At 60.5% G+C, this 21,661-nt stretch carries 22 protein-coding genes; 13 read left to right on the top strand and 9 right to left on the bottom strand.

What is annotated here, in order from left to right; translation table 11 throughout:
- Nucleotides 1–52: 52 nt before the first annotated feature.
- Both NW862_RS03190 and NW862_RS03185 read right to left on the bottom strand, forming a co-directional pair.
- Nucleotides 53–676: an NADPH-dependent FMN reductase gene (locus NW862_RS03190; protein WP_414335151.1), complete on the bottom strand. Its 624-nt coding sequence runs from the start codon at nucleotides 674–676 to the stop codon at nucleotides 53–55.
- Between the two features lie 145 nt (nucleotides 677–821).
- Nucleotides 822–2,984 (bottom strand): spermidine synthase, encoded by a 2,163-nt coding sequence (locus NW862_RS03185; RefSeq protein ID WP_414426913.1) that lies wholly within the window; start codon nucleotides 2,982–2,984, stop codon nucleotides 822–824.
- A 106-nt stretch (nucleotides 2,985–3,090) separates the two neighbouring features.
- Here NW862_RS03185 and NW862_RS03180 point away from each other — a divergent pair, with 106 nt between their 5' ends.
- On the top strand, nucleotides 3,091–4,005 hold the full coding sequence (locus NW862_RS03180) for an alpha/beta fold hydrolase (protein ID WP_414348912.1): 915 nt from the start codon (nucleotides 3,091–3,093) through the stop codon (nucleotides 4,003–4,005).
- Nucleotides 4,006–4,157: 152 nt separating this feature from the next.
- Here NW862_RS03180 and NW862_RS03175 read toward each other — a convergent pair whose 3' ends face one another.
- The gene (locus NW862_RS03175) at nucleotides 4,158–5,180 is read right to left on the bottom strand and encodes an E3 ubiquitin ligase family protein (protein WP_414426912.1); all 1,023 of its coding nucleotides are present in this window, start codon (nucleotides 5,178–5,180) and stop codon (nucleotides 4,158–4,160) included.
- A gap of 235 nt (nucleotides 5,181–5,415) precedes the next feature.
- Complete coding sequence (locus NW862_RS03170; protein WP_414335058.1) at nucleotides 5,416–6,321, bottom strand: LysR family transcriptional regulator; 906 nt, start codon at nucleotides 6,319–6,321, stop codon at nucleotides 5,416–5,418.
- A gap of 175 nt (nucleotides 6,322–6,496) precedes the next feature.
- On the opposite strand from NW862_RS03170, the gene NW862_RS03165 reads away from it, so the two are divergent.
- The 4 genes from NW862_RS03165 (at nucleotide 6,497) to rpaB (ending at nucleotide 9,819) form a co-directional block, all read left to right on the top strand.
- A complete protein-coding gene (locus tag NW862_RS03165) occupies nucleotides 6,497–6,961 on the top strand; it encodes a redox protein (RefSeq protein WP_414335063.1) in 465 nt (154 codons plus the stop codon).
- A 125-nt stretch (nucleotides 6,962–7,086) separates the two neighbouring features.
- A complete protein-coding gene (deoC, locus tag NW862_RS03160) occupies nucleotides 7,087–7,782 on the top strand; it encodes a deoxyribose-phosphate aldolase (RefSeq protein ID WP_414348914.1) in 696 nt (231 codons plus the stop codon).
- Entirely contained in the window at nucleotides 7,779–8,585 is an 807-nt protein-coding gene (gene recO / locus NW862_RS03155; RefSeq protein WP_414335056.1) for a DNA repair protein RecO, read from the top strand. Before deoC ends, recO begins: the two co-directional genes overlap by 4 nt.
- Nucleotides 8,586–9,090: 505 nt before the next feature.
- On the top strand, nucleotides 9,091–9,819 hold the full coding sequence (gene rpaB / locus NW862_RS03150; protein ID WP_414335055.1) for a response regulator transcription factor RpaB: 729 nt from the start codon (nucleotides 9,091–9,093) through the stop codon (nucleotides 9,817–9,819).
- Here rpaB and NW862_RS03145 read toward each other — a convergent pair.
- The 3 genes from NW862_RS03145 to NW862_RS03135 all read right to left on the bottom strand — a co-directional run bounded on the left by NW862_RS03145 (nucleotide 9,804) and on the right by NW862_RS03135 (nucleotide 13,258).
- Entirely contained in the window at nucleotides 9,804–11,603 is a 1,800-nt protein-coding gene (locus NW862_RS03145; RefSeq protein WP_414335054.1) for a tetratricopeptide repeat protein, read from the bottom strand. The genes rpaB and NW862_RS03145 overlap by 16 nt on opposite strands.
- Nucleotides 11,604–11,771: 168 nt before the next feature.
- Nucleotides 11,772–11,972, bottom strand: coding sequence for a DUF2811 domain-containing protein (locus NW862_RS03140; protein ID WP_011430239.1), 201 nt, complete (start codon nucleotides 11,970–11,972; stop codon nucleotides 11,772–11,774).
- Between the two features lie 611 nt (nucleotides 11,973–12,583).
- Nucleotides 12,584–13,258 carry a RibD family protein gene (locus tag NW862_RS03135; protein ID WP_414335053.1) on the bottom strand — a complete coding sequence of 225 codons (675 nt, stop codon included), beginning with the start codon at nucleotides 13,256–13,258 and terminating at the stop codon, nucleotides 12,584–12,586.
- Between the two features lie 89 nt (nucleotides 13,259–13,347).
- Between NW862_RS03135 and NW862_RS03130 the strand changes: the two genes are divergently transcribed.
- The 3 genes from NW862_RS03130 to clpS all read left to right on the top strand — a co-directional run bounded on the left by NW862_RS03130 (nucleotide 13,348) and on the right by clpS (nucleotide 16,188).
- Nucleotides 13,348–13,749, top strand: coding sequence for a hypothetical protein (locus NW862_RS03130; RefSeq protein WP_414335052.1), 402 nt, complete (start codon nucleotides 13,348–13,350; stop codon nucleotides 13,747–13,749).
- 133 nt (nucleotides 13,750–13,882) lie between these two features.
- Nucleotides 13,883–15,661 carry a hypothetical protein gene (locus NW862_RS03125; RefSeq protein ID WP_414426911.1) on the top strand — a complete coding sequence of 593 codons (1,779 nt, stop codon included), beginning with the start codon at nucleotides 13,883–13,885 and terminating at the stop codon, nucleotides 15,659–15,661.
- A 221-nt stretch (nucleotides 15,662–15,882) separates the two neighbouring features.
- The gene (clpS, locus tag NW862_RS03120; protein WP_011430234.1) at nucleotides 15,883–16,188 is read left to right on the top strand and encodes an ATP-dependent Clp protease adapter ClpS; all 306 of its coding nucleotides are present in this window, start codon (nucleotides 15,883–15,885) and stop codon (nucleotides 16,186–16,188) included.
- Here the strand turns inward: clpS and cobT are convergent.
- Nucleotides 16,137–17,264, bottom strand: a complete 1,128-nt coding sequence (cobT, locus tag NW862_RS03115) for a nicotinate mononucleotide-dependent phosphoribosyltransferase CobT (RefSeq protein WP_414335061.1) — start codon at nucleotides 17,262–17,264, stop codon at nucleotides 16,137–16,139. The two genes, clpS and cobT, sit on opposite strands and share 52 nt — an antisense overlap.
- A gap of 156 nt (nucleotides 17,265–17,420) precedes the next feature.
- Between cobT and NW862_RS03110 the strand changes: the two genes are divergently transcribed.
- From NW862_RS03110 to NW862_RS03095, 4 genes are all read left to right on the top strand, one after another.
- Nucleotides 17,421–17,744, top strand: coding sequence for a DUF1825 family protein (locus NW862_RS03110; RefSeq protein ID WP_414335060.1), 324 nt, complete (start codon nucleotides 17,421–17,423; stop codon nucleotides 17,742–17,744).
- Nucleotides 17,745–17,772: 28 nt separating this feature from the next.
- Nucleotides 17,773–18,222, top strand: coding sequence for a Fur family transcriptional regulator (locus NW862_RS03105; protein WP_414335050.1), 450 nt, complete (start codon nucleotides 17,773–17,775; stop codon nucleotides 18,220–18,222).
- Entirely contained in the window at nucleotides 18,219–18,722 is a 504-nt protein-coding gene (locus NW862_RS03100; RefSeq protein ID WP_414335049.1) for an AbrB family transcriptional regulator, read from the top strand. Before NW862_RS03105 ends, NW862_RS03100 begins: the two co-directional genes overlap by 4 nt.
- Before the next feature lie 75 nt (nucleotides 18,723–18,797).
- Nucleotides 18,798–19,475, top strand: coding sequence for a chorismate pyruvate-lyase family protein (locus NW862_RS03095; protein WP_414426910.1), 678 nt, complete (start codon nucleotides 18,798–18,800; stop codon nucleotides 19,473–19,475).
- 393 nt (nucleotides 19,476–19,868) lie between these two features.
- On the opposite strand, the gene NW862_RS03090 is transcribed toward NW862_RS03095, so the two are convergent.
- Nucleotides 19,869–20,150 (bottom strand): J domain-containing protein, encoded by a 282-nt coding sequence (locus NW862_RS03090; RefSeq protein ID WP_414347365.1) that lies wholly within the window; start codon nucleotides 20,148–20,150, stop codon nucleotides 19,869–19,871.
- Between the two features lie 96 nt (nucleotides 20,151–20,246).
- On the opposite strand from NW862_RS03090, the gene NW862_RS03085 reads away from it, so the two are divergent.
- Entirely contained in the window at nucleotides 20,247–21,659 is a 1,413-nt protein-coding gene (locus NW862_RS03085) for a serine/threonine protein kinase (RefSeq protein ID WP_414426909.1), read from the top strand.
- Nucleotides 21,660–21,661 lie beyond the last annotated feature (2 nt).

The following is a 21,661-nucleotide window of genomic DNA, read 5'->3' as shown; positions in this document are numbered from 1 at the left end:
CCCCCCGCTGAGGGGCTGGGTAGCAACAGGGGCAGCCAGGGCCTGCAGGTATTCAGGAAGGCCTTACTACTGGGATCCCCCGCAACTTGTGGGTGTGGGTCACCAAGCTGTGGACAAAGTGTTGAAAGCGCTGTTGTAGCTTCTCGTCTTTGAGATTGCCCTGCTCGTCAAAAGCGCTCCAAGCCCGACCAATGGCGATTTGCTCCGGGATCGCCCAGCCATGCACCCAACGCACAATTAAGCGCATCTGGTTGAGGGTGTTGCTGTTGCTCTCACCGCCCAAAACGCTGATCAACCCGAAGACCTTGCCCTCCAGGTGCTCAAAACGCAACAGATCCAGGGCATTTTTCAGGCTGCCGCTGATGCCGCCGTGGTACTCCGGGCTGGCCAAGAGGATCCCATCCGCCTGCTTCATGGTCGCCTGCAAGAGCGCCACATCAGGATAGTCCGCGTAGGATTCCGAGCCATCCGCAAAGGGCAGCTTCATCTGCCGCAGATCGAGAATGTGCAAGGGGATCCCCAGCTTCTCAAACTCGCGCCGCGCCACCTCCAGCGCTTGATAAGTCAAGGAATTGGGCCGCAAGCTGCCGCCGATGGCCACGAAACGAGCCCCAGAGGCTTCAGCCATGACGGCTTGCGAATTGACAGTAAGGGCTTGCAAAGTTGAAGGAGACATGAGCTGAGCTCCTGAGCAGGCATTAGTTACGTTTCAAACAATCATAACTCATACCAACTCTGCGTTGTAAAGATTGTTTGAGCTGCGGGGCTGCCTAAGGCTGGTGCATTCGCCCAAGGGTCGCGTGGCGAGAACAGTCCGATTCCTACTCGGAACTGGGGATCTGGGGCCAACGGATCACCTGCAGCAGGTTGGAAAAATCATCCCTCCAGACCGGATCTCCGGCTTGGGGCAGAAGGGGCTGCCAGCCCTGCAGAGCTCCAGGGTTGTTGGCCATCAGCACCCAGTGGGAGGGGGCCAGCCCTGCTTGTTGCTGGTCAGAGGACAGATCCCGGTGGGCCTGCTGCCAAGCCTGGAGCTGCAGGGATCCGGCCAGGCCGGCCAACACGGGGGCCAAGTTGAGGTGACGGTTGGTGATGTTGAAGAGCAGCCAACCCTGGGGCTTGAGCTTGCTTAGGTAGAGGGTCAGGGCCTCTAGGGTCAGCAAATGCACCGGCACGGCGTCGGAGCTGAAGGCATCCATCACCATCAAGTCATAGCTGCCCGCTGGGATCCTCTGGAGGCTGAGGCGGGCATCGCCGAGGATGACCTGCACCTGCGCCTGCTGGCTGGCCCAATCGAGATAGGAGAAGTAGCGGCCCGCCCAGTCGGCCACGGTGGGATCCAACTCGAAAAACGTCCACTCATCCCCCGGCTGGGCGTAGGCGGCCAACGTGCCGATCCCCAGCCCCAACACCGCAATGGCGGGCCGGAGAGCCGCAGCCTGAGCTCTAAACGCCGCAAACACCTGCCCAACCGGCCCAGACCGGGCGAAATAGGTCAGCGGCTGCAGGGCCTTTTGGGGATCCAGGTTTTGGCTGCCGTGTAGGGTGGTGCCGTGCAGAAGGCTGCGGAAGGATCCCTGCTCGGTCTGGTATTCCACGATTCGGTTGAGGCCAAAGGCGCTGCGCTGGCTGGCCACCACCTGCAGTCCCGGCATCAGCCAGGGTTGCCCCAGCAGCACAACCAACCCCGCCATCGTCCCCAGCCGCCGCAGCCATCCCCTCTTGCCCTCTCCTGTGAACACCAGCACCGCCCACCCCAAGGCTAAGCCCACGGCGGAGCCGCGGTGAAGCAGCGCCGGCAGGCGAAAGCGCAACAGCAGCAAGGGCAAGAGCAACCCCAGCCCCAGCCACAGGCCCACCCGCCCCCCCAGCACGGCCAGCGACACCCCCAAGAGCAGAGGATATTCCAGCACCGTCTCAAACACCTGCGGGGCCAAGAGGGCAGAGAACATCCCCCCCAAGCTCCCCCCCAAAGCCAACCACAGGTAAAACTGCGTCAACTGCTCCACCGGCGGGCGCCGGCAGGCCAACTGGCTGTGGCAGCCCCAGCTTACCAGCCCAAAGGTGACCAGATGCAGCAGCAGCAAAAAACCGGGCCTCACCCAGCCCAAGACCTGGGCCCCCACTGCCCCGCAGGCCAGAAGAGCCGTTGTTCCCAACATCCACTTCCTGGGGTGGATACCCCCAAAAGCCAGCATGAATGTCAGCAGATAAATCCCCAGGGGGATGGCCCACAACAGGGGCACCGCCGCCACGTCGGTGGTCAGCAAAGTGGTGACCGCCACCAACAGGCCTGCCGGCAAAAAAGCCAGCCCCGCCCAGCGCCAGCGCTCTCCCCAGGAGACTGCCAAGGATCCTGGGTCGGGATCCCCCACAGTGCTCTGGGCCGCTGACGCCAACAGCCCCACCCCGCTCAGCAGCACCAGGGCTGCCACCAGCGCGTAGGATCCCGTCCACAGGTGAGTTTGCCCAGCCAAAGACAGCCGGGGCTCCAGCAGCAGCGGGTAACCCAGCAGCCCGGCCAAACTGCCGGCATTGCTGGCCACATAGAGAAAATAGGGATCCCGCAGCCCCTGTTGCTCCGCGCCCTTTCTTGCCGCCAACCCCCGTTGCAGCAATGGCGCCGTCGCCGACAGGAGAAACAGCGGCACCCCAGCTCCCAAAGCCAGGTCTGCCAAGAGGGCGAGAGGGGGCCACGCTCCTTCCGGCTGCAGGCAGAGCCCAAATTGAAAGGGTAAAAGCCTCAGCCCCATCAGCAGCAAGATCCCCTGGATCAGCACGCCCATCCTGGGATGCAACCCACGCCCCAGCCGGTCTGCCCACAGGTAGCCCAACAGCAGGGTGACCTGGAAAAAAGCCAGGCAGGTGTTCCACACCAGGGGGGATCCTCCCCACAGCGGCAGCAGCAACTTGCCCACCAACAACTGTCCCCAAAAGAGGCAAAAAGCGCTGCCGAACAAGCCGAGGCCAACCAGCCAAATCAAAGCCGACCCACCGCAAAACCCTCAACTGCCAGTATTGCCCAGCCTCCCCCGGAAACTTACAAAGAGATTTAAGATCGCAACGTTGACGCGAAGCCAGAGGCTCCCCATGCTTCCTTTGCCCACCGCACCCCCCATTGCAGAGCACCGCTGGCTCTGGCGTGACCAGTCCATTCGCTATCAGCAGTCGGGATCTGCCGGCCCGGCGGTGTTGCTGATCCATGGCTTTGGGGCCAGCAGCGACCATTGGCGGAAAAATTTGCCGGAGCTGGGGCAGCACTGTCGGGTGTACGCGGTCGATCTGTTGGGCTTTGGGGGATCCGCCAAGCCTCTGCCCGGCTCGCCTCTGCCCTACACCTTCGAGACCTGGGGATCCCTGGTGGCAGATTTTGTGCGCGAGGTGATGGGCCAGCCGGCCTATCTGGTGGGCAACTCGATTGGCTGCATTGTGGCTTTGCAGGCGGCGGTTCTGGATCCGGGGCAGGTTTTGGGAGTGGCGATGTTGGATCCCTCGCTGCGGCTGCTGCACGAGCGGAAACGAGCGCAAATCTCCTGGCTGCGCCGCTGGACCACTCCCCTGCTCCAATCCCTGCTGGGGTGGCCCCCCTTTGGTCGTTTTTTCTTCGCCCAGATAGCTCAACCCAAGGCCATTCGCAACATCCTCCTCCAGGCCTACGGACGCAAAGAAGCCGTTACCGAGGAACTGATCCAGCTTTTGCTCAAGCCGGCTTTGGAGCCAGGAGCGGCAGAGGTCTTTTTGGCTTTTGTGCGCTATTCTCAAGGGCCTTTGGCAGAAGATCTCTTGCCTCAGCTCGCCTGCCCCGTCTTGATCCTGTGGGGGGAAGCGGATCCCTGGGAACCCATTGCCCTGGGGCGGGCCCTGGCGGGGTTCCCTTGCGTGGTGGGGTTCATCCCCTTGCCAGGAGTTGGCCATTGCCCCCAAGACGAAGCCCCCGAGCTGGTCAACCCGCTGCTTTTGGACTGGATCCGGGATCCCAACCGGAAACCTGATCCCATAGTCTAACCCCTCACCCCCAGCCCCTCTCCCAGAGGTGCCCTCACCCCCAGCCCCTCTCCCAGAGGGAGAGGGGAGCTGAAGCGGCGCGTTCGCGACAGCGTTGTGTAGCAATGACTACAACAGTGAGGAGAGAGGATGGGAGCCTATCGCCGATAGGGCTACAGGGACTGCAGCAGGTGGAGCACGGTGAAAACGCCAATGCCCAGCAGGACGAGGGATCCCGCCAAGAAGCCGTAGGCATTGGAGCGGTGCTCTTCCAAGAGGGCCTCAGCGGATTTGGGCGCGATGATGAACCGTCCTCCCGAAAGGGGTTTTCGGATCACAGGATCCCCTGCCTCAGAACGCACCTCCCCCATGGCAAAGGCCATCCCATCCACCGGGAGCACCCATTCTTTGTAGACAAAGGAGCGGGTGGAGCGATTTTCTGTTCTCATCCGGGAAAAGTAGCGTTTGAAATCGAAGTTGAACCGGCTGGGGCCTTTTCCGGGGAAAACAGTCTCATCCACAACCAACATGGCCTCTACCTCGGCACCTGTGGGATCCACCCTCACCCTTCCGGTTTCGTCTTCGATGAAAAAAGGGAGCTGGCGAACCACCGAGTGAAGGGTCTCAGTTCTTGTTTCTGTCTCTCTCTCAAGGAGATATTCCCGACCCGTGCTCGGATCGTAGTACACATTGCTGTAGTACTTCTGGGGAGGGCCTGCTTCAGAAAACTGCGATTTTTCCAGATGGCCTGGGAAGCCAGGCTTTTGCGGGTAATCGGAGTAACCAGGCTTTTTCTGGAAAAAGTCCGAAGGGGGGTAGCCAGAGCCGGGTTTTTGCTGAAAGGAGGCCGCGCTGAAGTAGCCAGAGCCGGGCTTTTGTTGGAAAGAATCAGAGTAGCCGGGATCCACCCTTTTCTGGAAAGAACCGGAGTCAGAGTAGCCCAAGCCGGGCCTTTTTCCGGTCATTCCCCCCGGATAGGATTTTGCCCGAGATCCCAAGCGCAGAGCGTTCTGGTATTCGCCTTCGCTGATCCGTTCCCTGTAGGCGACATCGCCTTCGCTATTCAAATACTTTCGATAGCACTCGGCTTCGTCATACTCCCAAGTGATCTCCGACTTGTAGTAGACACAAGGCTGGCGTGAAAACTCCGATACCAAAGGCCGATCGCACACAATCCTGCCGTAAACTTGGGCCAAGTTCGATCCTTTTGGGCTTGTCTGACCGAGATTGCGAAGCTCGGCTACCTTGAGCAACCGAGTTGCAGAGAGCTGCTGAACCAACCTCTGGGAGCGCAAATACTCAAAAAATGAAAACAGAGAGCCGGGAAGACAAAGTAGCCCAAGCAGCGTCAGCCAGTTCATAGAGGCCTTCCTTTCCGATGGGATGGGAGTGAAGTTGGCCTCATGCTAGCAGTTACCTGGGAACAGGATTTTAAGAGGAGTTTAAGGCCAGCTCTCCACCCGGCAACTGGGACGGGTTTCCCCGTAAGGCTTCCAGGAAGGCAAAGACTGCCGGCGGATGCAGCGCCGAGGCCAGGATGGCAGCCCCGATCACCCGCTCCAGGGGGATGGGCAAGCGGCGGATCTGGATCCCTGCGGGAATGGGGAGGGCAGCCAAGCGGGGCAAAATAGCAGCCCCCAGACCCTGCGCCACCATGTTCACAATGGTGGAGTCTTCCTTCACCAAGTAGGCCACCTTGAGGGTTTGGTGGGCCGCTTCCCAGTGGTTGCGCACCGCCGTGGTGCATTCGGCGTAGTTGTAGAGAATGTAAGAAAAGCGGGAAAGATCCTCCCAAGTGAGGGTTTCCGGCAGGGGCCCAAAACTCAGCGGAACCAACAAAATGAACTCGTCGCGGGCGATCTCCCACGTCTGCAGATCCTCAGCAGCCCGCGGCAAGGGCAATAGGCCAATATCCACCTGGCCTGAGCGCAGCAGATGTTCCACTGTGGCCGGATCTTCTTCTGTAAGGGTGACGGCAACCTGCGGAAATTGTTGGCGGAAGCGGGCAATCACCGGCGGCAGCAAATGGGTTGCAGCACTGCGAAAAGCGGCAACCCGCACATTTCCCCCCCGCAACCCTTTTTCCAGGTTGGCTTCATACTCCATTTGTTCCCACAGTTGCAGCATCTTGCGGACATGGCGCATTAGTCGCTCCCCCACCGGCGTTAGGCGGGCCCCAAAGCGACCGCGCACCAACACAGACACCCCCAATTCTTCCTCTAGGCTGGCGATGGCCCGGCTCACCGCCGACTGGGAAATCTGCAATTGCAGGGCGGCATCGCTGAAATTCCCCCGCTCCACCACAGCCACCAGAGTTCGCAGTTGTGAGATGTTCATGGATCCCATCTATTCGATCTGCGCATAGATGTGATGCTATCTCAGATTTGAACCCTCTGCTGGGCCTGACTAAACTGACGACATAACTCCATCTTCACACTGCGAAACAGCACGAAACAGTGTGAAAACCTGTTTTTCTCTCTGTCGTTGGTCAGGTGTTCCCATGGCGAGCTCCATGTTTGCCCTGCTGCCTTTTCATCAATTTCGAGATACCCCCGGCGTACGTTTTTTCGACATCACAGTTGCCCAATCCAACGCCCGCGACTTGGTTTATCATGATGGGCCGGCCATCAGTCCCCCCGACAATCCTCAAGGCTATTGGCAGTTTTACATGCATCCCCACCAAGAGGACAACTTGTTGGCTCTGTGGGGCGGGCGGACGTTTTATTTGGTGAATTTTAGCTGGCGGGATCCCTTCCACATTGTGCGCTTGGAAGCCAATCGAGGTATTTTGCGCATTCCCCCCGGCACTTTCCACCGTTCCATCTCCGATCCGCAGGGATCCATCGTTTTGAACCAGGCGGTGCGCGACGAAAAAGCCATCTTGGAAAAAGAATTTCGCATCTACGACAGCAGCCGTATTCCCCGATTGCTGCAGGTGACCTCGGCGCCCGCACCTTTGCCCCGCATTTGTGCCTAGCACGCGGCAGGTCAATCAAGGCTGGCGATCGGGCGGTGGTACACCGATAAGGCTCGGCCATCCTTGCGGCTCCCTGCGGGCGAAAACTGGGGCTAAAGTAGAGAAGGGTGCTGGGGGCTCGACCCATGCTTTCTCTGGAGCGTAAGGGCGCGGCGGATAGCTCGATCAATTTGGCGGAGTACATCGACCACACGCTGCTGTTGCCGATGGTGACCCCAGAACAGATCGAGCAGGGGTGCGCAATTGCCTTGCGCTACTGTTTTCCCACTTTTTGCGTTCCACCTTGTTACGTGCCGCGGGTGGTGGAGCGGCTGCATGGATCCCCGGTCAAGGTAAGCACGGTGGTGGGGTTTCCCTTGGGCACCACCACTGCGGAGGCTAAGCTCTATGAGGCTCAACTGGCGGTGGAGCAGGGGTGCCGGGAGCTGGATGTCCGCATCAACTTGGCCTGGCTCAAGGCGGGGGAGCTGGATCGCCTCCATGCCGAGATTGCCCAACTGGTGGAAGAAACGGGGGTTTGCGTCAAGGCCATTTTGGAAACGGCCCTCTTGACCGAGGCAGAGAAAAAGCTGGCCGGGGAGATTTGCATCGATGCGGGGGCAGCTTTTTTGATGACCTCCACCGGCTGGATGGGCGGGGCGACGCCGGCAGATGTGCAACTGTTGTGGCAGCTCAGCCGGGGTAAAGTGGGGGTGAAAGCTTCGGGCGGCATTCGCACGCTGGCTCAAGCAGAGGCCATGATCCAAGCAGGGGCCAGCCGCATCGGCACCTCTTGGGGGCTGGAGCTCATGCAAGAGCTGCAAGCCAGAGGAACCGCATGAGTGGGCGCACCTATCGGGTGACGGGCATCAACCTAAAGGGGATCCCGCTGGGCGAGTCGGATCGGATCATAACCATCTTGACCCGCGAGCAAGGCTTGATCCGCGCGGTGGCCAAGGGATCCCGTAAGCAGCCTTCCAAGTGGGGAGGGCGAATGGAGCCCTTTGTCATCAACGAGCTGCTGATCGCGCGGGGGCGCTGGTCTGCCCAGACGGAGGCCTGCCAACGTCTGCAGCGCATTGTCCAGGTGGAAACTCTCCAGACTTTTCCTCGTCTTGGCCGCAGCTTGGCCCATCTCACGGCGGCCCAGTACCTGGCGGAGGTGGCCTTGCTACTGGCCTTGCCCGACCAAGCCCAGGAAGAGCTGTTTGTGGTGTTGGTGGAACACTTGCAACGCATCGAACGGGCCGCTTCGGAGCGGGCCGTTTTGCCTTTGCTCATCCATGGGCTGTATCACCTCCTGGCGTTGGCAGGGTTCGCTCCCCAGGTGCAAGCCTGTCACTTCTGCGGGGGGGGGTTGGTCGATAACGTTTTTTTCAGCCCGCAATTGGGCGGCTTGGTCTGCGATCCTTGCCGGGTGGCGCAGCGGCCCAGCCCAATTGTCTGGGTCTCCAGTTCCGTCCTGCAAGCTTTGGGATCCCTGCCCAGTCCAACTTTGCCCCTGGCCGAAGATTCGCTGCCCTTGGCGGCTTGGCTGGAGGCAGAACGTCTGTTGCGGCGCGTTTTGGAGCATCACGCCGACCGCGAAATCCGTTCCGCTGGCCTGCTGGACAGTTGCTATACTCTTCCCACTGCCAACGGCTAGGGAGTGGCGGCAGCCACTTTTTCTGCCGAATAGCCATTCGAGTCATTCCGACCCAGCGCAGCCCTTGTCGCAACCTGAAGAAGTTGTGAAGGTATGTATCAAGTTGGGCTAAATTGCCGCAGAATAGAGCGTCAAGGTGGGGTAGCAGCCGTTTCTGGATGATAAATTAGGGAGTAGAAAGTAACTTCTTACGAAGGTTTCTCAGGTTTGGCAGGGGTCAACCGCAAGGGTTTGTCAGGGGGCCACGCCTGTGCTGCTGGACAAAGTTTAGAACTTTAAGATCGAGTCCGGTGGCCAAAGAGCCTGCTGTTCTGTGTCTGTTTCCCAGGGCTGCATCCTTGAGGTGCGGCTTTGGCCGCCAACAGACGAGGAGTTGGGGGGTCTGAAATTCCCTGGGCAAACCCATCCATTCCAGATCGGCCCCATTGCATCTGCTCACCCCAATTTAGCGCTTGCCTCAATTTTTCTAATCTTTTTTATTGAGAAGTTCAGGAGTTGCGGCACCGTGGAAGCACAGCGTAAGGAACGGATTCTGGTGGTCGACGACGAGGCTAGCATTCGACGCATTTTGGAAACCCGTCTGTCCATGATCGGGTACGACGTGGTTACGGCTTCGGATGGCGAGGAGGCGCTGGAGGTTTTCCACAAGCAGGATCCCGACCTGGTGGTGCTGGATGTGATGATGCCAAAGCTGGATGGCTATGGAGTTTGCCAGGAGTTGCGCAAGGAATCCGACATTCCGATCATCATGCTGACGGCGTTGGGGGATGTGGCCGACCGCATCACGGGGTTGGAGCTGGGGGCAGACGACTATGTGGTCAAGCCCTTTTCGCCCAAGGAACTGGAAGCCCGCATTCGCTCGGTGCTGCGACGGGTGGCGCGGGCAAGCCACGAGGGGATCCCCAGTTCTGGAGTGATTCAGGTGGGGGATATCCGCATCGATACCAACAAGCGGCAGGTCTATAAACGGGACGAGCGCATTCGCCTGACCGGGATGGAGTTCAGTCTGCTGGAGCTGTTGGTCAGCCGCTCGGGGGAGCCGTTTTCCCGCTCCGAGATTTTGCAGGAGGTGTGGGGCTATACCCCGGAGCGCCATGTGGATACGCGGGTGGTGGATGTCCACATTTCGCGGCTGCGGGCCAAGCTGGAAGATGACCCCAGCAATCCAGAGCTGATCCTGACGGCCCGCGGCACCGGCTATTTGTTTCAGCGCATCGTTCAGGGCGAGGAATAGGTGGGGTTTTGAGAAGGGATCCCTGACAGCGTCTCTTCGAGGGCGACCCGCACCTGCCGCAACACGCCAACCCAGTCTCCTGGTGTGTTTTGCCGAAACAGGCGCATTGTCTCAGGGTACCAGGGGCTGTCTTGCCGCTGGAGGAGCCAGCGCCAATCGGCGGCAAAGGGCAACAGCACCCACACCGGCTTGCCCATCGCGCCGGCCAAATGAGCAACGGCTGTATCGACGCTGATCACCAGATCCAACTGGGCAACGGCTGCGGCTGTATCGACAAAATGGCGAAAACGGGATCCCAACTCCATCACCTGGTGCTGTTCCAGGAGGGATCCCACTGGGCTTAGATCTTCCCCCACCTGTAGGCTGACCCACTGGATGGCGGACGTTGGCAATTCCCGGAGCAGCAAGTCCAAAGGACAACTTTTCAGCCTTTGCACGCGGTTTAGCTCAGGGTTGGCGCGGCGGCCACTGGCCCATACCAGTCCCACCTTCAGTTTTCGCGGGGGAAGCTCTGGCCAATCTTCCGGCCAGGCCGAGCTCCCATCGGGACAGGTCAGATAGGGGATGCGGGCGGGAATTGTCTCCAGCGTGGTGCCCAGGCGGTGGGGCAGGCTGAGCAAGGGCAGGTGCTGGTCGAAAGAGGGCAAGGGATCCCTCTCCGAGATAACCTGTACCTGGGGGAAGGCGGCTTGCACCAGCTCGACGAGGGATCCCTGACAGCGGAAGAAAATTTGGGCTGCAGGATGGGCGGCGGCCAAGAGCGGCAGGTAGCGCACAAACTGAATCGTGTCCCCCAGCCCTTGTTCGGCGTAGATCAGCAGCGTCTGCTGGCCCAGAGGGGATCCCGGCCACAGGGGCGAGAGGAAGCGCGGATAGGCTGCCCCTTGTCGCTGCAGCCGCCATTCGTACTCCCGCCACCCCTCCTCATAGCGGCCCAGGGTGAGCAAGGCCGTGCCCAGGTTGTAATGGATCTCCGGCCAGTCGGGGGCCAACTGCAGGCCGCGTCGATAAGCCTCAATAGCGGCCTCGAGTTGGTTTTGCTCTTGCAGGACGGTGCCCAGGTTGTTGTGGGGCTGCGCCTCCTCCGGCAGCAGCGGGATGGCCTGTCGCAGACAGTCGGCGGCCTCCTCTAGGCGGTCTTGTAGGTGCAGGCAGTGGCCGAGGTTGACGAGAATCCGCCCCTCCTGCGGCGCCAGGGCGAGAGCGCGGCGAAACCAGGCTTCCGCTTCCCCAAGCTGGTTGTCGAACAGGAGGGCGTTCCCCAAAGCCGCCAAAGCATAAACTTGGGGAGGCTGGGCTGCTGCGGCCTGGCGCAGCACCGCAATCGCCTGCTCCCGTTTCCCCAAAGCCAGCCAACAACTGCCCAACCGCAAGAGCAGTTGCCCATCGGCAGGAGCAAAAGCCAAGCCCTGTTCATAGGCGCGCGCCGCCTCCTCCGGGTTGCCCAGTAGCATCCAGGCATCGCCCAGCTCCTGCCAGGCTGGCACCCAATCCCTTCTCAGATGCAAAGCCAATTGCAGGGGGGTCAGGGCTTGGCAGGGATCCCCCATCTGCAGATAGAGGGATCCCAGCAACGCCTGGGCGGCGAACAGGTGGGGATGGGCCCGGGTAAGCTGCCGGCAGAGGTGCAGTGCCGTCTCCAGATCCCCTGCTTGTCGGTGGCGCTCGGCCAGCGCCAGGGTCGCCTCCGGGGAAGGGCAGGGGGGTAGAGCGGAGCCTCGTCCTAGGCCCTTTGGCCCAGCCGTCTGCCGGTCGCTTTTTCCTCGCCCGAAGCCCTGTGGCACGGTTTTTCCCTTGGTGGATCCCTTTTTACCCTTCCCGCCGGCATGCGGCAACAGCGGGACATCTTCCTACTCAGGTTAACAGTTCAGGTTAGTAGGACGTTCTTGACAGAGTGTTCCTAACCCCCCGCCCATGCATCGGGCCATCCTCGGGGCTTGCCTTCCGAGGGCTCAGTTGCGGCGAAACAGGCTGTCTAAGTAAATACGGGCGGCGCGCCGATCTGTGTCTCCGCTCTGGAGCAGGAATAGCGAGAGTGCCGCCGTCACCACCCGATCTTGATCCCAGTCGGGGTGACGAGAGAGGTAGTTTTTGAGAGTGTCGTGTAGCTCCTCGGGAATTTCGCTCAAAATGCTGACGGTGGGAGAATCCATAGCCCAACCACCTACTCGGGGTTAACAGTGAAACCAAGAAAACCTAGGGATCCGGCCAAAACCGGGCCTGCCCAGAAGGGAATCGCAAACAAACCAACCCAGCTCTCTAACTTGGGTATGCCGGGGGCCGCATCAGCCCCGTCAAAAGCAAGACAGTCTGTAGAAGTTTGCCCCTAGCCCGTCCGGCAGCGGCCAGAGGATACCAGGCTGCCCCTTGGCCTTGTCTCAGGCAGGAGAAGGGATAGAGTTCTTGGGCAAAGGGTTCTTTGCCTCTGAGGAGAGCTGCCAGGAAAATCTCCCCCTCACCTCAGGTGCGGCTATTCTGCCCTCTGCCCCATGGGGGCTGTCAATCCTGGGCAGCGGCTCCAAGTTTGTTAAAGTCCGCCGCTGGCTTTGATGCCATCGGCAAAAACGGCGCGATCCCGTTACATTCCTAAAGGTGTATCCGCCTGAACTTTCCAGTTTGGACTTTTCCACAGAAACCCTCGCTGCCGTTTCCTGTGGCAAGGAGTCTGTGGAAAACAGCCCGCCCGCCTGTGGAAAGTCTGGGGAAAACCTGTGGATTTCTGAGAAATCTAAATTTGTCCAAAAATTTTTTCTCGCGAGCCCCCTCAGGGCCACTCGACCCGGTAGCGCAAAAACAGCTCCTTAGAGCCACGGTGGCACTCCAGCAGCTCCAGCTGGGGCGGGGATCCCTGCAGTTGCCAGCCCTCGATGCTAGCCGGGGCATCGGCATACCCACTCAGCAACACCGGCGCCAGGGTTACCCACAGCTCATCCAAGCTCCCTGCCTGCAAAAACGCCCCCAAAAGCCGCCCCCCGCCCAGCAACCCCACCCGTTCAATGCCCAAACTGCGCAGGCGGGCCAGCCGTGCCGGCAGATCCCAATCGGCAGCCACCCAGATATCTGCAAAGCCGGTGCGGTTCTCCCAAATCCGGGATCCCTGGGGAGTGGTCCACAGCCAACGGGTGAGGGGCTGCCGAAAAAACGGCAAATCCTCAGGAATATCCCCGCTGCCGGAGCAGATGATCGTCAGAGGCTGAGGGGAGAGGCCCTGCTGGAGTCGGCGTTGGATGAGCTCGGGATCCCGGAGGCGAAGGCTGGTGCCGTAGGCCCGCAGCGTGGCCGCCCCCATAATCAAAGCCTGTTGCCGGGCAGCTTGGTTTTCCAGGTGCCGATAGTCTTCGGCGCTGGCGAAGTGGGGCCTTTGCCCGCGGTGAGCTGCCAGCTTGCCATCCAGACTTTGGGCCAAGATGGCCACCACATGGGGACGAGCCGTTTTCAAAGGCAAATCGGGAGCAATCGGCCAGAATAGAGTTGACAGGGGTCACCCCCTTGCCGCTTTGGTTTTGGGGTCACCTACGCGGGACAAGGATGCTCGGGACATTCCAATCTTCCACCATCCGCATCGAAGTCGAGGCCAGTGCATCGACGATACAGCGCTGCTTGACCGAGGTGGAGTTGTTGCAGCAGTGGATCTGGCCACAGCAATTGCAGGGATCCCTGCCCGCCAGGCTGGAGCCGGGCAGCACCTTTGCCGTCCAATGGGGCCCCCTCTCGATCCTGCACCAAGTGGAAACCCTGCTGCCGGAACGGCTGCGCCTGCTGATGTGGGGCGGAGCCGATGGCTACTGTGATTGGCGGTGGGGGAACGGCTGGGTGCAGTTGCGGGTAGAAGCCGTTTCTCTCTTGCCCTTGGGCTTGGGACAATTGCTGATGCTGCGCCGGCTTCAGCAGTTTGCTCAGAGCCGGGAACAACGGCCTCTTGCAGCTTAAAGATGGACATTCCTGCAACATCCGTGGATCCCCGGCTTGACAAAATGCATCACAGTTGCGCTCCCTCGCCTTTCTAAGAATTTTCCGACATGATAGCTGTAGTTAAGCTTACTCCTCATGTCCGAGAGGCCCCATGAATCCGTTGACCAGCTCCAGCCCAGCCGCTATTGAGCGGGAGAAGTTCGAGATCCGCTTGGGGGAAGCCCTCAACAAAGCGGGGTTGCTCACCCCCGCCCAGTTGGCTCAGGCCATGTGGGAAAAGGCGGACAGCCCCCTGATGTTGGGGGAGCTGTGTATGCAGCACGGCTGGGTTGCCCCGCAAGATCTCTATCCTTTGATCCCGGTCGAGTTGGTGCGCATCGGCGAGATCCTGGTGCTGCACGGCTACCTGGAGGTGGAGCACGTGTATCAAGCTCTGCTTCAGCAAAAGCACCACCCCGAGCGCAAGTTGGGGGAGATCCTGGTGCAGCAGGGCTGGGTGCAACCCCACTGGTTGGAGTGGGCCCTCGACAAGCAGCAGCAGCTACGGCGACGGCGAGGAGCTGCCAACAGTTGGGAAGTGATGGTGGAGCAGTGGTCCACCATTCCGGATCAGCCTCCCCTCTACGCTTCGCCGCTGCAGGCAGCGCAGCAGGTTCACAAAGCTACCGCGCAATACAAAGCCCAACTGGAGCGCTACCAAGAGCAGGTTGCCGCCCTAAAGGCGCAACTGGAGCAGGAGCGACAGCACCAGCAAGCTACAGCCGAGCAGTTGCGGCAGCAGATTGCTAACTACCAGGCCCAGCAGCAGCGAATGGCCGAGTTGGAAGCCCAACTGGCCGCCCAGATTCAGCAGGGATCCGAGCAACACAGGGCTGCCCAGCAGCGCATTCAAGAGTTGGAGGAGCAGCTCCAAGCCCAGCAAGATCGGGGATCCGCGCAAGTCCAGGCCCTGGCCAAACAGTTGCAAGCTTCCCAAGCCGAGCTGGAGACCTTACGTCGCCGCTGCCACGAGCTGACAGAATGGCAATCCCAGGCCAAACCCAAGCTGCAAGAGCTGGGATCCCGGCTGCAGCAGCACCAGCAAACGGAAGCCCACCTGCGCCAGACGCTGGAGCAGAAGGAAGCCCAACTGGCCACCCTGAGCCAATCGTTGCAGGAGCACCAGCACCAACTCCAACTGGCTCAATCGACGAAAACTCGCCTCATCGCCGACCTGGCCCACGCCCGCCAAGAAGCCGCCGAGACCATCCACCGGCTGCAGATGCAACTGCAGGAAACTCAAGCCCGACTCCAAGAAACCCAAGCCCAGCTCCAACAGGCCCAAGAGCAGGTGCGTCAGCTCCAAGCCCAACTGCAAACAGTTCAGACACAGCCAGCCCCTCCCCCTGCCACCGCGCCTACGGCCCAGCAACAAGTCCCGCCGCAGGCCATCTCAACGCCGACTGTAGCCGCAAGAGCAGCAGAAGGGGAATTACCGCCCCAAGGGTATTTGGGAGAAGAGGACTTGGAAGCGCTGCAGCGGGCCACCCCTTGGGTGCAGCGGATCTTGACCCAATTGCGGGCAGCCGGCCTCCTCGACAATGCTGGCATCGAAGCCATCATCCATGCCTGGGAAACAGAGGGCGGCACCTTCACGGATGTGCTGACCCACCACAGCGGCCTCAAGCCAGAGACGGTCAAGTTTTTCAGCGAAGACGGCTACTCTGTGTACCTAGCAGGTGGACGGCATGTAGCCGACTACCTTAAGGCTTCGGGGCTGGTCAGCGCCGTCCAAATCGAACAGATTCAGAAGCACCTGCCGCCGGCGGGATCCCTGTGCCAGGCCCTTGCCCAAGCCGGGATCCTGTCGCAGGCCACCGCCCTCTATTTTGAGCACCACTTCGGCGGCAAAAAGCCCCGCCGCTCCCTGCGGGAAGAGCTGATGTTGTGAGAGCGGGTCGGGAATCCGCACCTCTTTCCCATCTCTTGCACCGGCAGGGGATCCGAAGGCAAATAGGGGCTGCCGGCAGACGCCAATGCGTTCACCAGAGTTCACTAGACTAGGAACTAGAATAGATTCAGAATCAACAGCGGCAAATTTTTGGCTGTTGAGAAAGTTGAATCGGATCTAAGGCATCAAAGTTACCGGATGTTGTCTTGAGTTCTGCTGCTATGACCACGGAAGCTCCCACTCGACCTGCTCAGCAGTCGTCTCCATCGAGAACCCGGGTTCGTCAGCCCTACCCCCACTTCAAGGTGATCGTCTTGGATGACGATTTCAACACCTTTCAGCACGTTACCGAATGCCTGCTCAAGTACATCCCCGGCATGACCCTGCCCTTGGCGCGACAACTAACCGTGCAGGTGGATGCCGAAGGGCAAGCGGTCGTCTGGGTCGGCCCGCAAGAGCAAGCGGAGCTCTACCATCAACAGTTGCTGCGGGAGGGCCTGACGATGGCCCCCCTGGAGCCGGCCTGAAGCACGAGTTGTTCGTAGCTGCGCTCAACGGCGGCCAACAGCTCTGCCTGGCCCCAGCCGGCATATAGGCTGCTGGCAATGGCCAGCCCACCCGCCCCCACCCCCTCCTTGACATAGCCTCGCTCGTAAGCCTGTAAGGGGGCGTAGCGGCTATTGGCAAAGCTCAGTTGGGTAGCCAAAAGGGGGGCAGTTCCCAGCAACTCGGCCAAGGCCACCGTATTGCCGGAGGGATCCTCGGCCACCCAGCGGGTGGTGCCTACCACTACGTTCTCCGGGGGCCAAGGGATCCCTTGCTCTTCCCCCCAGCGCCGCATCAGGGCCAGCACCGCCAGCATCTGGGTGCCGCCCGCCAGCAGCACCGGCCCCCGCTGGGCTGCCGCCATCGCCAGCCCGGCCACAAAGGGCTGCATCGGATCCCCCACAGCGGCCACCACCTCCGGCGCTGTAGCGTTGGGCGAGAGATGGGCCAGACCTTGCCGCGCCAAGGCCAGCTTTTGGGCGTGGTTGCAGACCGGGTGGCTGCTGTTGACCATGCCCTCTGCTTGCCAGCCCAGCCCCAGCAACACCGCCAGTGCCGTGGTGGTGCCCCCTGCCACACATTCGCCGATGACGCAGTAGCTCGACTCCAGCCGGGATCCCCGCTCATACCCCTCCTGCCACAGGGATCCCACCCGTTCCAGAGATAAAGCCTGCCCCGTGCTCAAGCAGCGGGCCATCCCCCTGGCGCTTACCGTTTCTGCCCCCGGCAGCGGCTCCGGCAAACCACAGTCGAACACGCGACAGGGGATCCCCAACTCCCTCAGGACGGCGCGGCTGATCACCACCGGTGAAGGATAGCCATCGGGAGAGGTGGGCAAGCGGTGAGAATAGCCCCCCAGCAGCACCTCTCCATCGGCAAGGGCCGTGTAGCGCCGCAAGGAGGGCGTGGCGCCGGCAGCGGAGATGCCCGGCACAAGAGCTGTTTCCGTAAACCCCAGGCAGGCCAAAAACAGCGGTCGGGATCCCTGCACCCGTTGGCACCACTGCCGGGCCAAAGCCGGCTGCGTGTAAGCCTTCACACCAGGAAAGGGGAACATAGCAGAGAGCGGGGCAGACAGGCCCAAACTCCATTCTCCACCCAAGCGAAGGGCGGGATCCCGTACTGGCCGGAAAACGGCAGGGACTGCGCCCCCCAACCCGATCGGATAGGATGGGTATATCCAATACAGTTTATGCAGAGCAAACCGAAGGCCATGAGTTTTTTCGACTCGGAGATCGTCCAAGAAGAAGCCAAGCAACTGTTTCAGGACTTCCAAAACCTGATGCGACTTGGCGAGCGCTACGGCCAATTCGACCGGGAAGGCAAAAAAATCTTCATTGAGCGAATGGAAGAATTGCTGGAGCGCCAGCGCATTTTCATGAAGCGACTGGAGCTCTCCGACGACTTTATGGCTCAGATGACCATCAAACAACTGCAAACCCAGCTTGGGGGATTTGGGCTCTCCCTAACCCAAATGTTCGACCAGATGCACCAGACCCTAGAGCGCATGAAAGCCGAGGCAGACTCTGAGCGCTGACCCCAAAGAATGACCCAGACAAAGGATCATGTCTTCTTCCCGCCAGACCCGCAACCAGAAATTAATTCTGGAGCTGCTAGAGCAGCGCTCACAGCCCCTTTCGGCGCAAGAGATCTTTTTGGAGTTACGCAATGCCAACCACACGGTGGGTCTGGCCACGGTTTACCGAGTTTTGGATGCTCTGCGCAATGAGGGCAAGCTGCAGGCGGTCAACTTGGGGGATCAGCAAACCTACTATCAGGTTCTGCCCAGCAACGGCCACAACCGCCATCACCTGATCTGCACCGAATGTCGGCGGGTGGTGCCTCTGCCGGATTGCCCGGTGGAAGATCTGGAGGAGCAGCTTGCCAGCCGCTACCAATTTGTGATCGAGTACCATGTGCTGGACTTCTACGGCATTTGCGCCGAATGTCGTGGAAAAGGTGGGCCAAGCCCTGCTTTGCAGAGATCCCCTTGCCTCGAGGCCAGGCCGCAATGATGAACTATCTCTGGACGGTGTTGATCGGGTTGGCAGGTGCCCTGATCGCAGTCAAGCTGAGGCTGCCGGCAGGAGCCTTGGTGGGCTCGATGGTAGCAGTGGGTTTGGTCAATGTTTGGGGGGCGATCCCGATCCCCACTCCCCCAGCCGGGATCCGCTTTGTCATGCAGGTGGTGCTGGGTATTCTCCTAGGCAGCAAGCTCACTGCTGAGACCTTCTTTGCCCTGAAGGATCTGTGGCGACCGGCCCTGCTCTGTACGGTGATTGCGGTGGGCACGGGAGTTTTGTCGGGGTATTTGATCTCCCGTTGGTTGGGCATCGAGCGCCTCACGGCCATCTTGGGCACGGCGCCAGGGGGCATTTCCGATATGAGCTTGATTGCCCTGGACATGGGAGCCCAAACCAGCACAGTGGTGGTCATGCATCTGGCCCGCCTGATCAGCGTCATCGTGGTCGTCCCCTGGGTGGTACGGCTGCTGATCCAGCCGGGCACCAGCTAGGCAAGCCCCTAGAGCTGCAGCAGGGGGTGGGTTAGACTAAGGAGCGATACAGAACTTAACAACCGAACCTCCGCCTTGGAACTTTCCCCTTCTCCACTGACCTACCAGGCCGACGCCGCAGGATCCCCTTGGAGCGCTGCTCTCTGTTCTAACGTCTCCTCTGGCCAAGGCGATTGGTGGCCTCTGCAACTGCATTGGCAGGGGGAGGCAGACCCGCTACAGCCTGAGTTGGTGCAGGTGGATCCCGTGTTGCGCCTGCTGCTCTTGGGGGATGGCTTGACCACCCGCAACCTAGCTGCCTTGACCCAAGAGCCGATTCAGGCCCATCTGCTCGACACGGGCCGGGTCGATTTGCCGGCGGAGCAGAGGGCCGCCCCCCAGTCCATGCAACGGCTGGCCAAGGATTTGGCACGGCTGGGATCCCCCTTGGTGCGGCGGCGGGTTTGGCTGTGTGGAGCAACCTCTCAGCAGCCCTTGCTCTATGCCACCTCTTGGTGGAACTCCGACCATCTGGCTCGATACTTGCCCCACCCCAATCTGCCCATTGGTCAAAACCTAATCCAAGAAAAACTGGAGACCTTTCGCGAGTTGCGGCGGCTCTACTACGGCGAAGCCGAGCCCATTGCCCGGCTTCTCAACTGCCCCGGTCCTTTTTGGGCTAGGCACTATCTCCTGTTACACCGGGGCCAGCCTTTGACGGTTATTTACGAGGTCTTTTCCTCCCGCCTGCGGGCCAGAGTCCTGCCTGGCTAGGGCACCCAGCGCACGGCTTGCCGGCGTTCTTTGCTGCCGTTGGCCGATAGCATGCGAGTTGGGCTGGCCGCTAGGAGGGAGAAAGGAGACCAGCAGAAGGGGCAACTGGGGCCGAGAACCTTCTAGGGCGTTGCCCGTGTCGGATGTCTGGGGGGACAGAGGAGGCTGCCAGAGAAGGATCCGCATTGCCGAGAAACTGAGAGGTGCCAACAACAACCGTTTTGCTGGCCACATCCAAACCTTGGGCCGGGCTGAGGACATTCCAGAGGGCCAAACTTGCCAAACAGAGAGCAGCCCCCCTCCAGCCGGCACTCAAGAGCGCAAGCCAAGCAGCAGAGGTCACAGCCGGCTTTGGCAAGGGGGAGGGCTGGGGGAGGAGGCTGAGATGTAGACTCAGCGTTGCTGGCTATTGCTGAGGGACGTGGTATCTCGCTGGGCCAATTGCTGCAACCCTTCGGGGAAGTCGGCAGGCAGACGAGCTGGGTGAATCTCGCGCACCCGCCGACGGTAAGCGGCTTTGATCTCCTCCAGGCTGGCTTGGGGAGAAAGCCCTGGTAGTAGGTGGGGAAACAGGCGGAGGGGCCAGGGGAGACTCGGTAGAGAACCAGGGATCCCTCGCCAGCATATCCTGCCCGTTTTGGGAAAGCTGTTGGATAGGCTTTCCAGGAATCCCATTGATTCTGTCTCCCAGAACAAATTTCTGACCCCGAGGGGATCCCTGTCCTAGAGCTACTATGGAGCTGAGCAAACGGGGTGCTTGAGCGAGGAGAGATGGCTTCAGAGCGTCCAGTTTGGCGGCAGCGGTATCAACTCGAGCGGCGGCTGAGCAAGCGTAGCGGTAGACACACCTACCTAGCGCGGGATCTCCTCACCTCAGAACCGGTTGTCATCAAGCTAATCCTATTCGGGCCGGATTTCAACTGGGCCGACCTGAAGCTGTTTGAGCGAGAAGCCCAGATCCTGCAAACTCTCTCCCACCCGGCCATTCCCCAGTACCGCGATTGCTTTGAAATTGCCCTGAAAGGGGGGCGCGGCCTGGCGCTGGTGCAAAGCTACATCGACGCCCCCTCGCTGCAGGAGTGGATGGAGCGAGGGCGGCGTTTTGCCGAGCCGGAGGTGCGCGACCTAGCGCAAAAGCTGCTGCGCATCCTCATTTACCTCCATGAGCTCCACCCGCCGGTCATCCACCGGGATCTCAAGCCCAGCAACATTCTGTTGGCAGCCGACGGGCAGGTGTACCTGGTGGATTTTGGCTCGGTGCAGGCGGCTGGGCCGCGGGAGCAGGGATCCTACACCGTGGTGGGGAGCTACGGCTACATGCCCCTAGAGCAATTTGGCGGCAGAACTGTGCCTGCCTCCGATCTCTACAGCCTAGGCGCCACGCTGATTCACCTGCTGACAGGCCAGCATCCGGCGGACTTGCCGCAGGTGGGATCCCGGATTGGGTTCGAGCCAGCGGTGCAACTGAGCCCGGCCTTTCGCGACTGGCTGCGCTGGCTGACAGAGCCCTTGGTGGCGAACCGTCCCACTTCTGCCCGGCAGGCCCTGGAGGCGCTGGAGCAGTTGGATCGCCGCCCACTGCCGGTTCCTTCGACAGCAGCCGCGGTTCCCCCTCGACGGCCGGCGGGCAGCCGGATTCAACTGCACAAGTCCGAACAGACCTTTGAGGTGGTGATCCCGGCCAAACGACTTCTCGGCTTGGTTTGTTTGCCTCTCGTCGTTGCCGTCATTGCGCTTAGCTACTACGCTCTTTGTATTGCCGCCTCCACGGTCGGGACAGATGAGGAGGCTATGGAGGTTAGTCCTTTTTTTCTGCTCATGCTGGCCTGTGTGCTCTTCGGGGAGGTGGGGTGGTTGGTGCTCCTGACCCTCTACAGCTTATTCGGCAAGGCTTACCTGTATATCGACAAAGAACGGATCAGCTTAGCCTACGAATTGCTTGGCCTGCGTTTTCATCCAGTTCCCCCTAGTCGGCGATGCTACATTGACCGGCTGGAGCTGATCCCGGGCTATACCCGACGACAACCTTATTCTGGGACCCTGGAAGAGGTATGCCCACAGTTGAACATTTGGGCGGGCAACCGCAAGTACGAGCTAAAGAATCTGCAAGAGCCAGAGCTAGAATGGTTGGCCTCGGAGCTGAGCCGTTGGCTGAAGATCCCGATTGAGCGGCAGAAAGGGTAGTC

Source organism: Synechococcus sp. H55.8 (assembly GCF_047462375.1).
Classification (GTDB): Bacteria; Cyanobacteriota; Cyanobacteriia; order Thermostichales; family Thermostichaceae; genus Thermostichus.
Note: the sequence above shows the minus strand (reverse complement) of the source record. Positions and strands in the feature narration are given on the sequence as shown.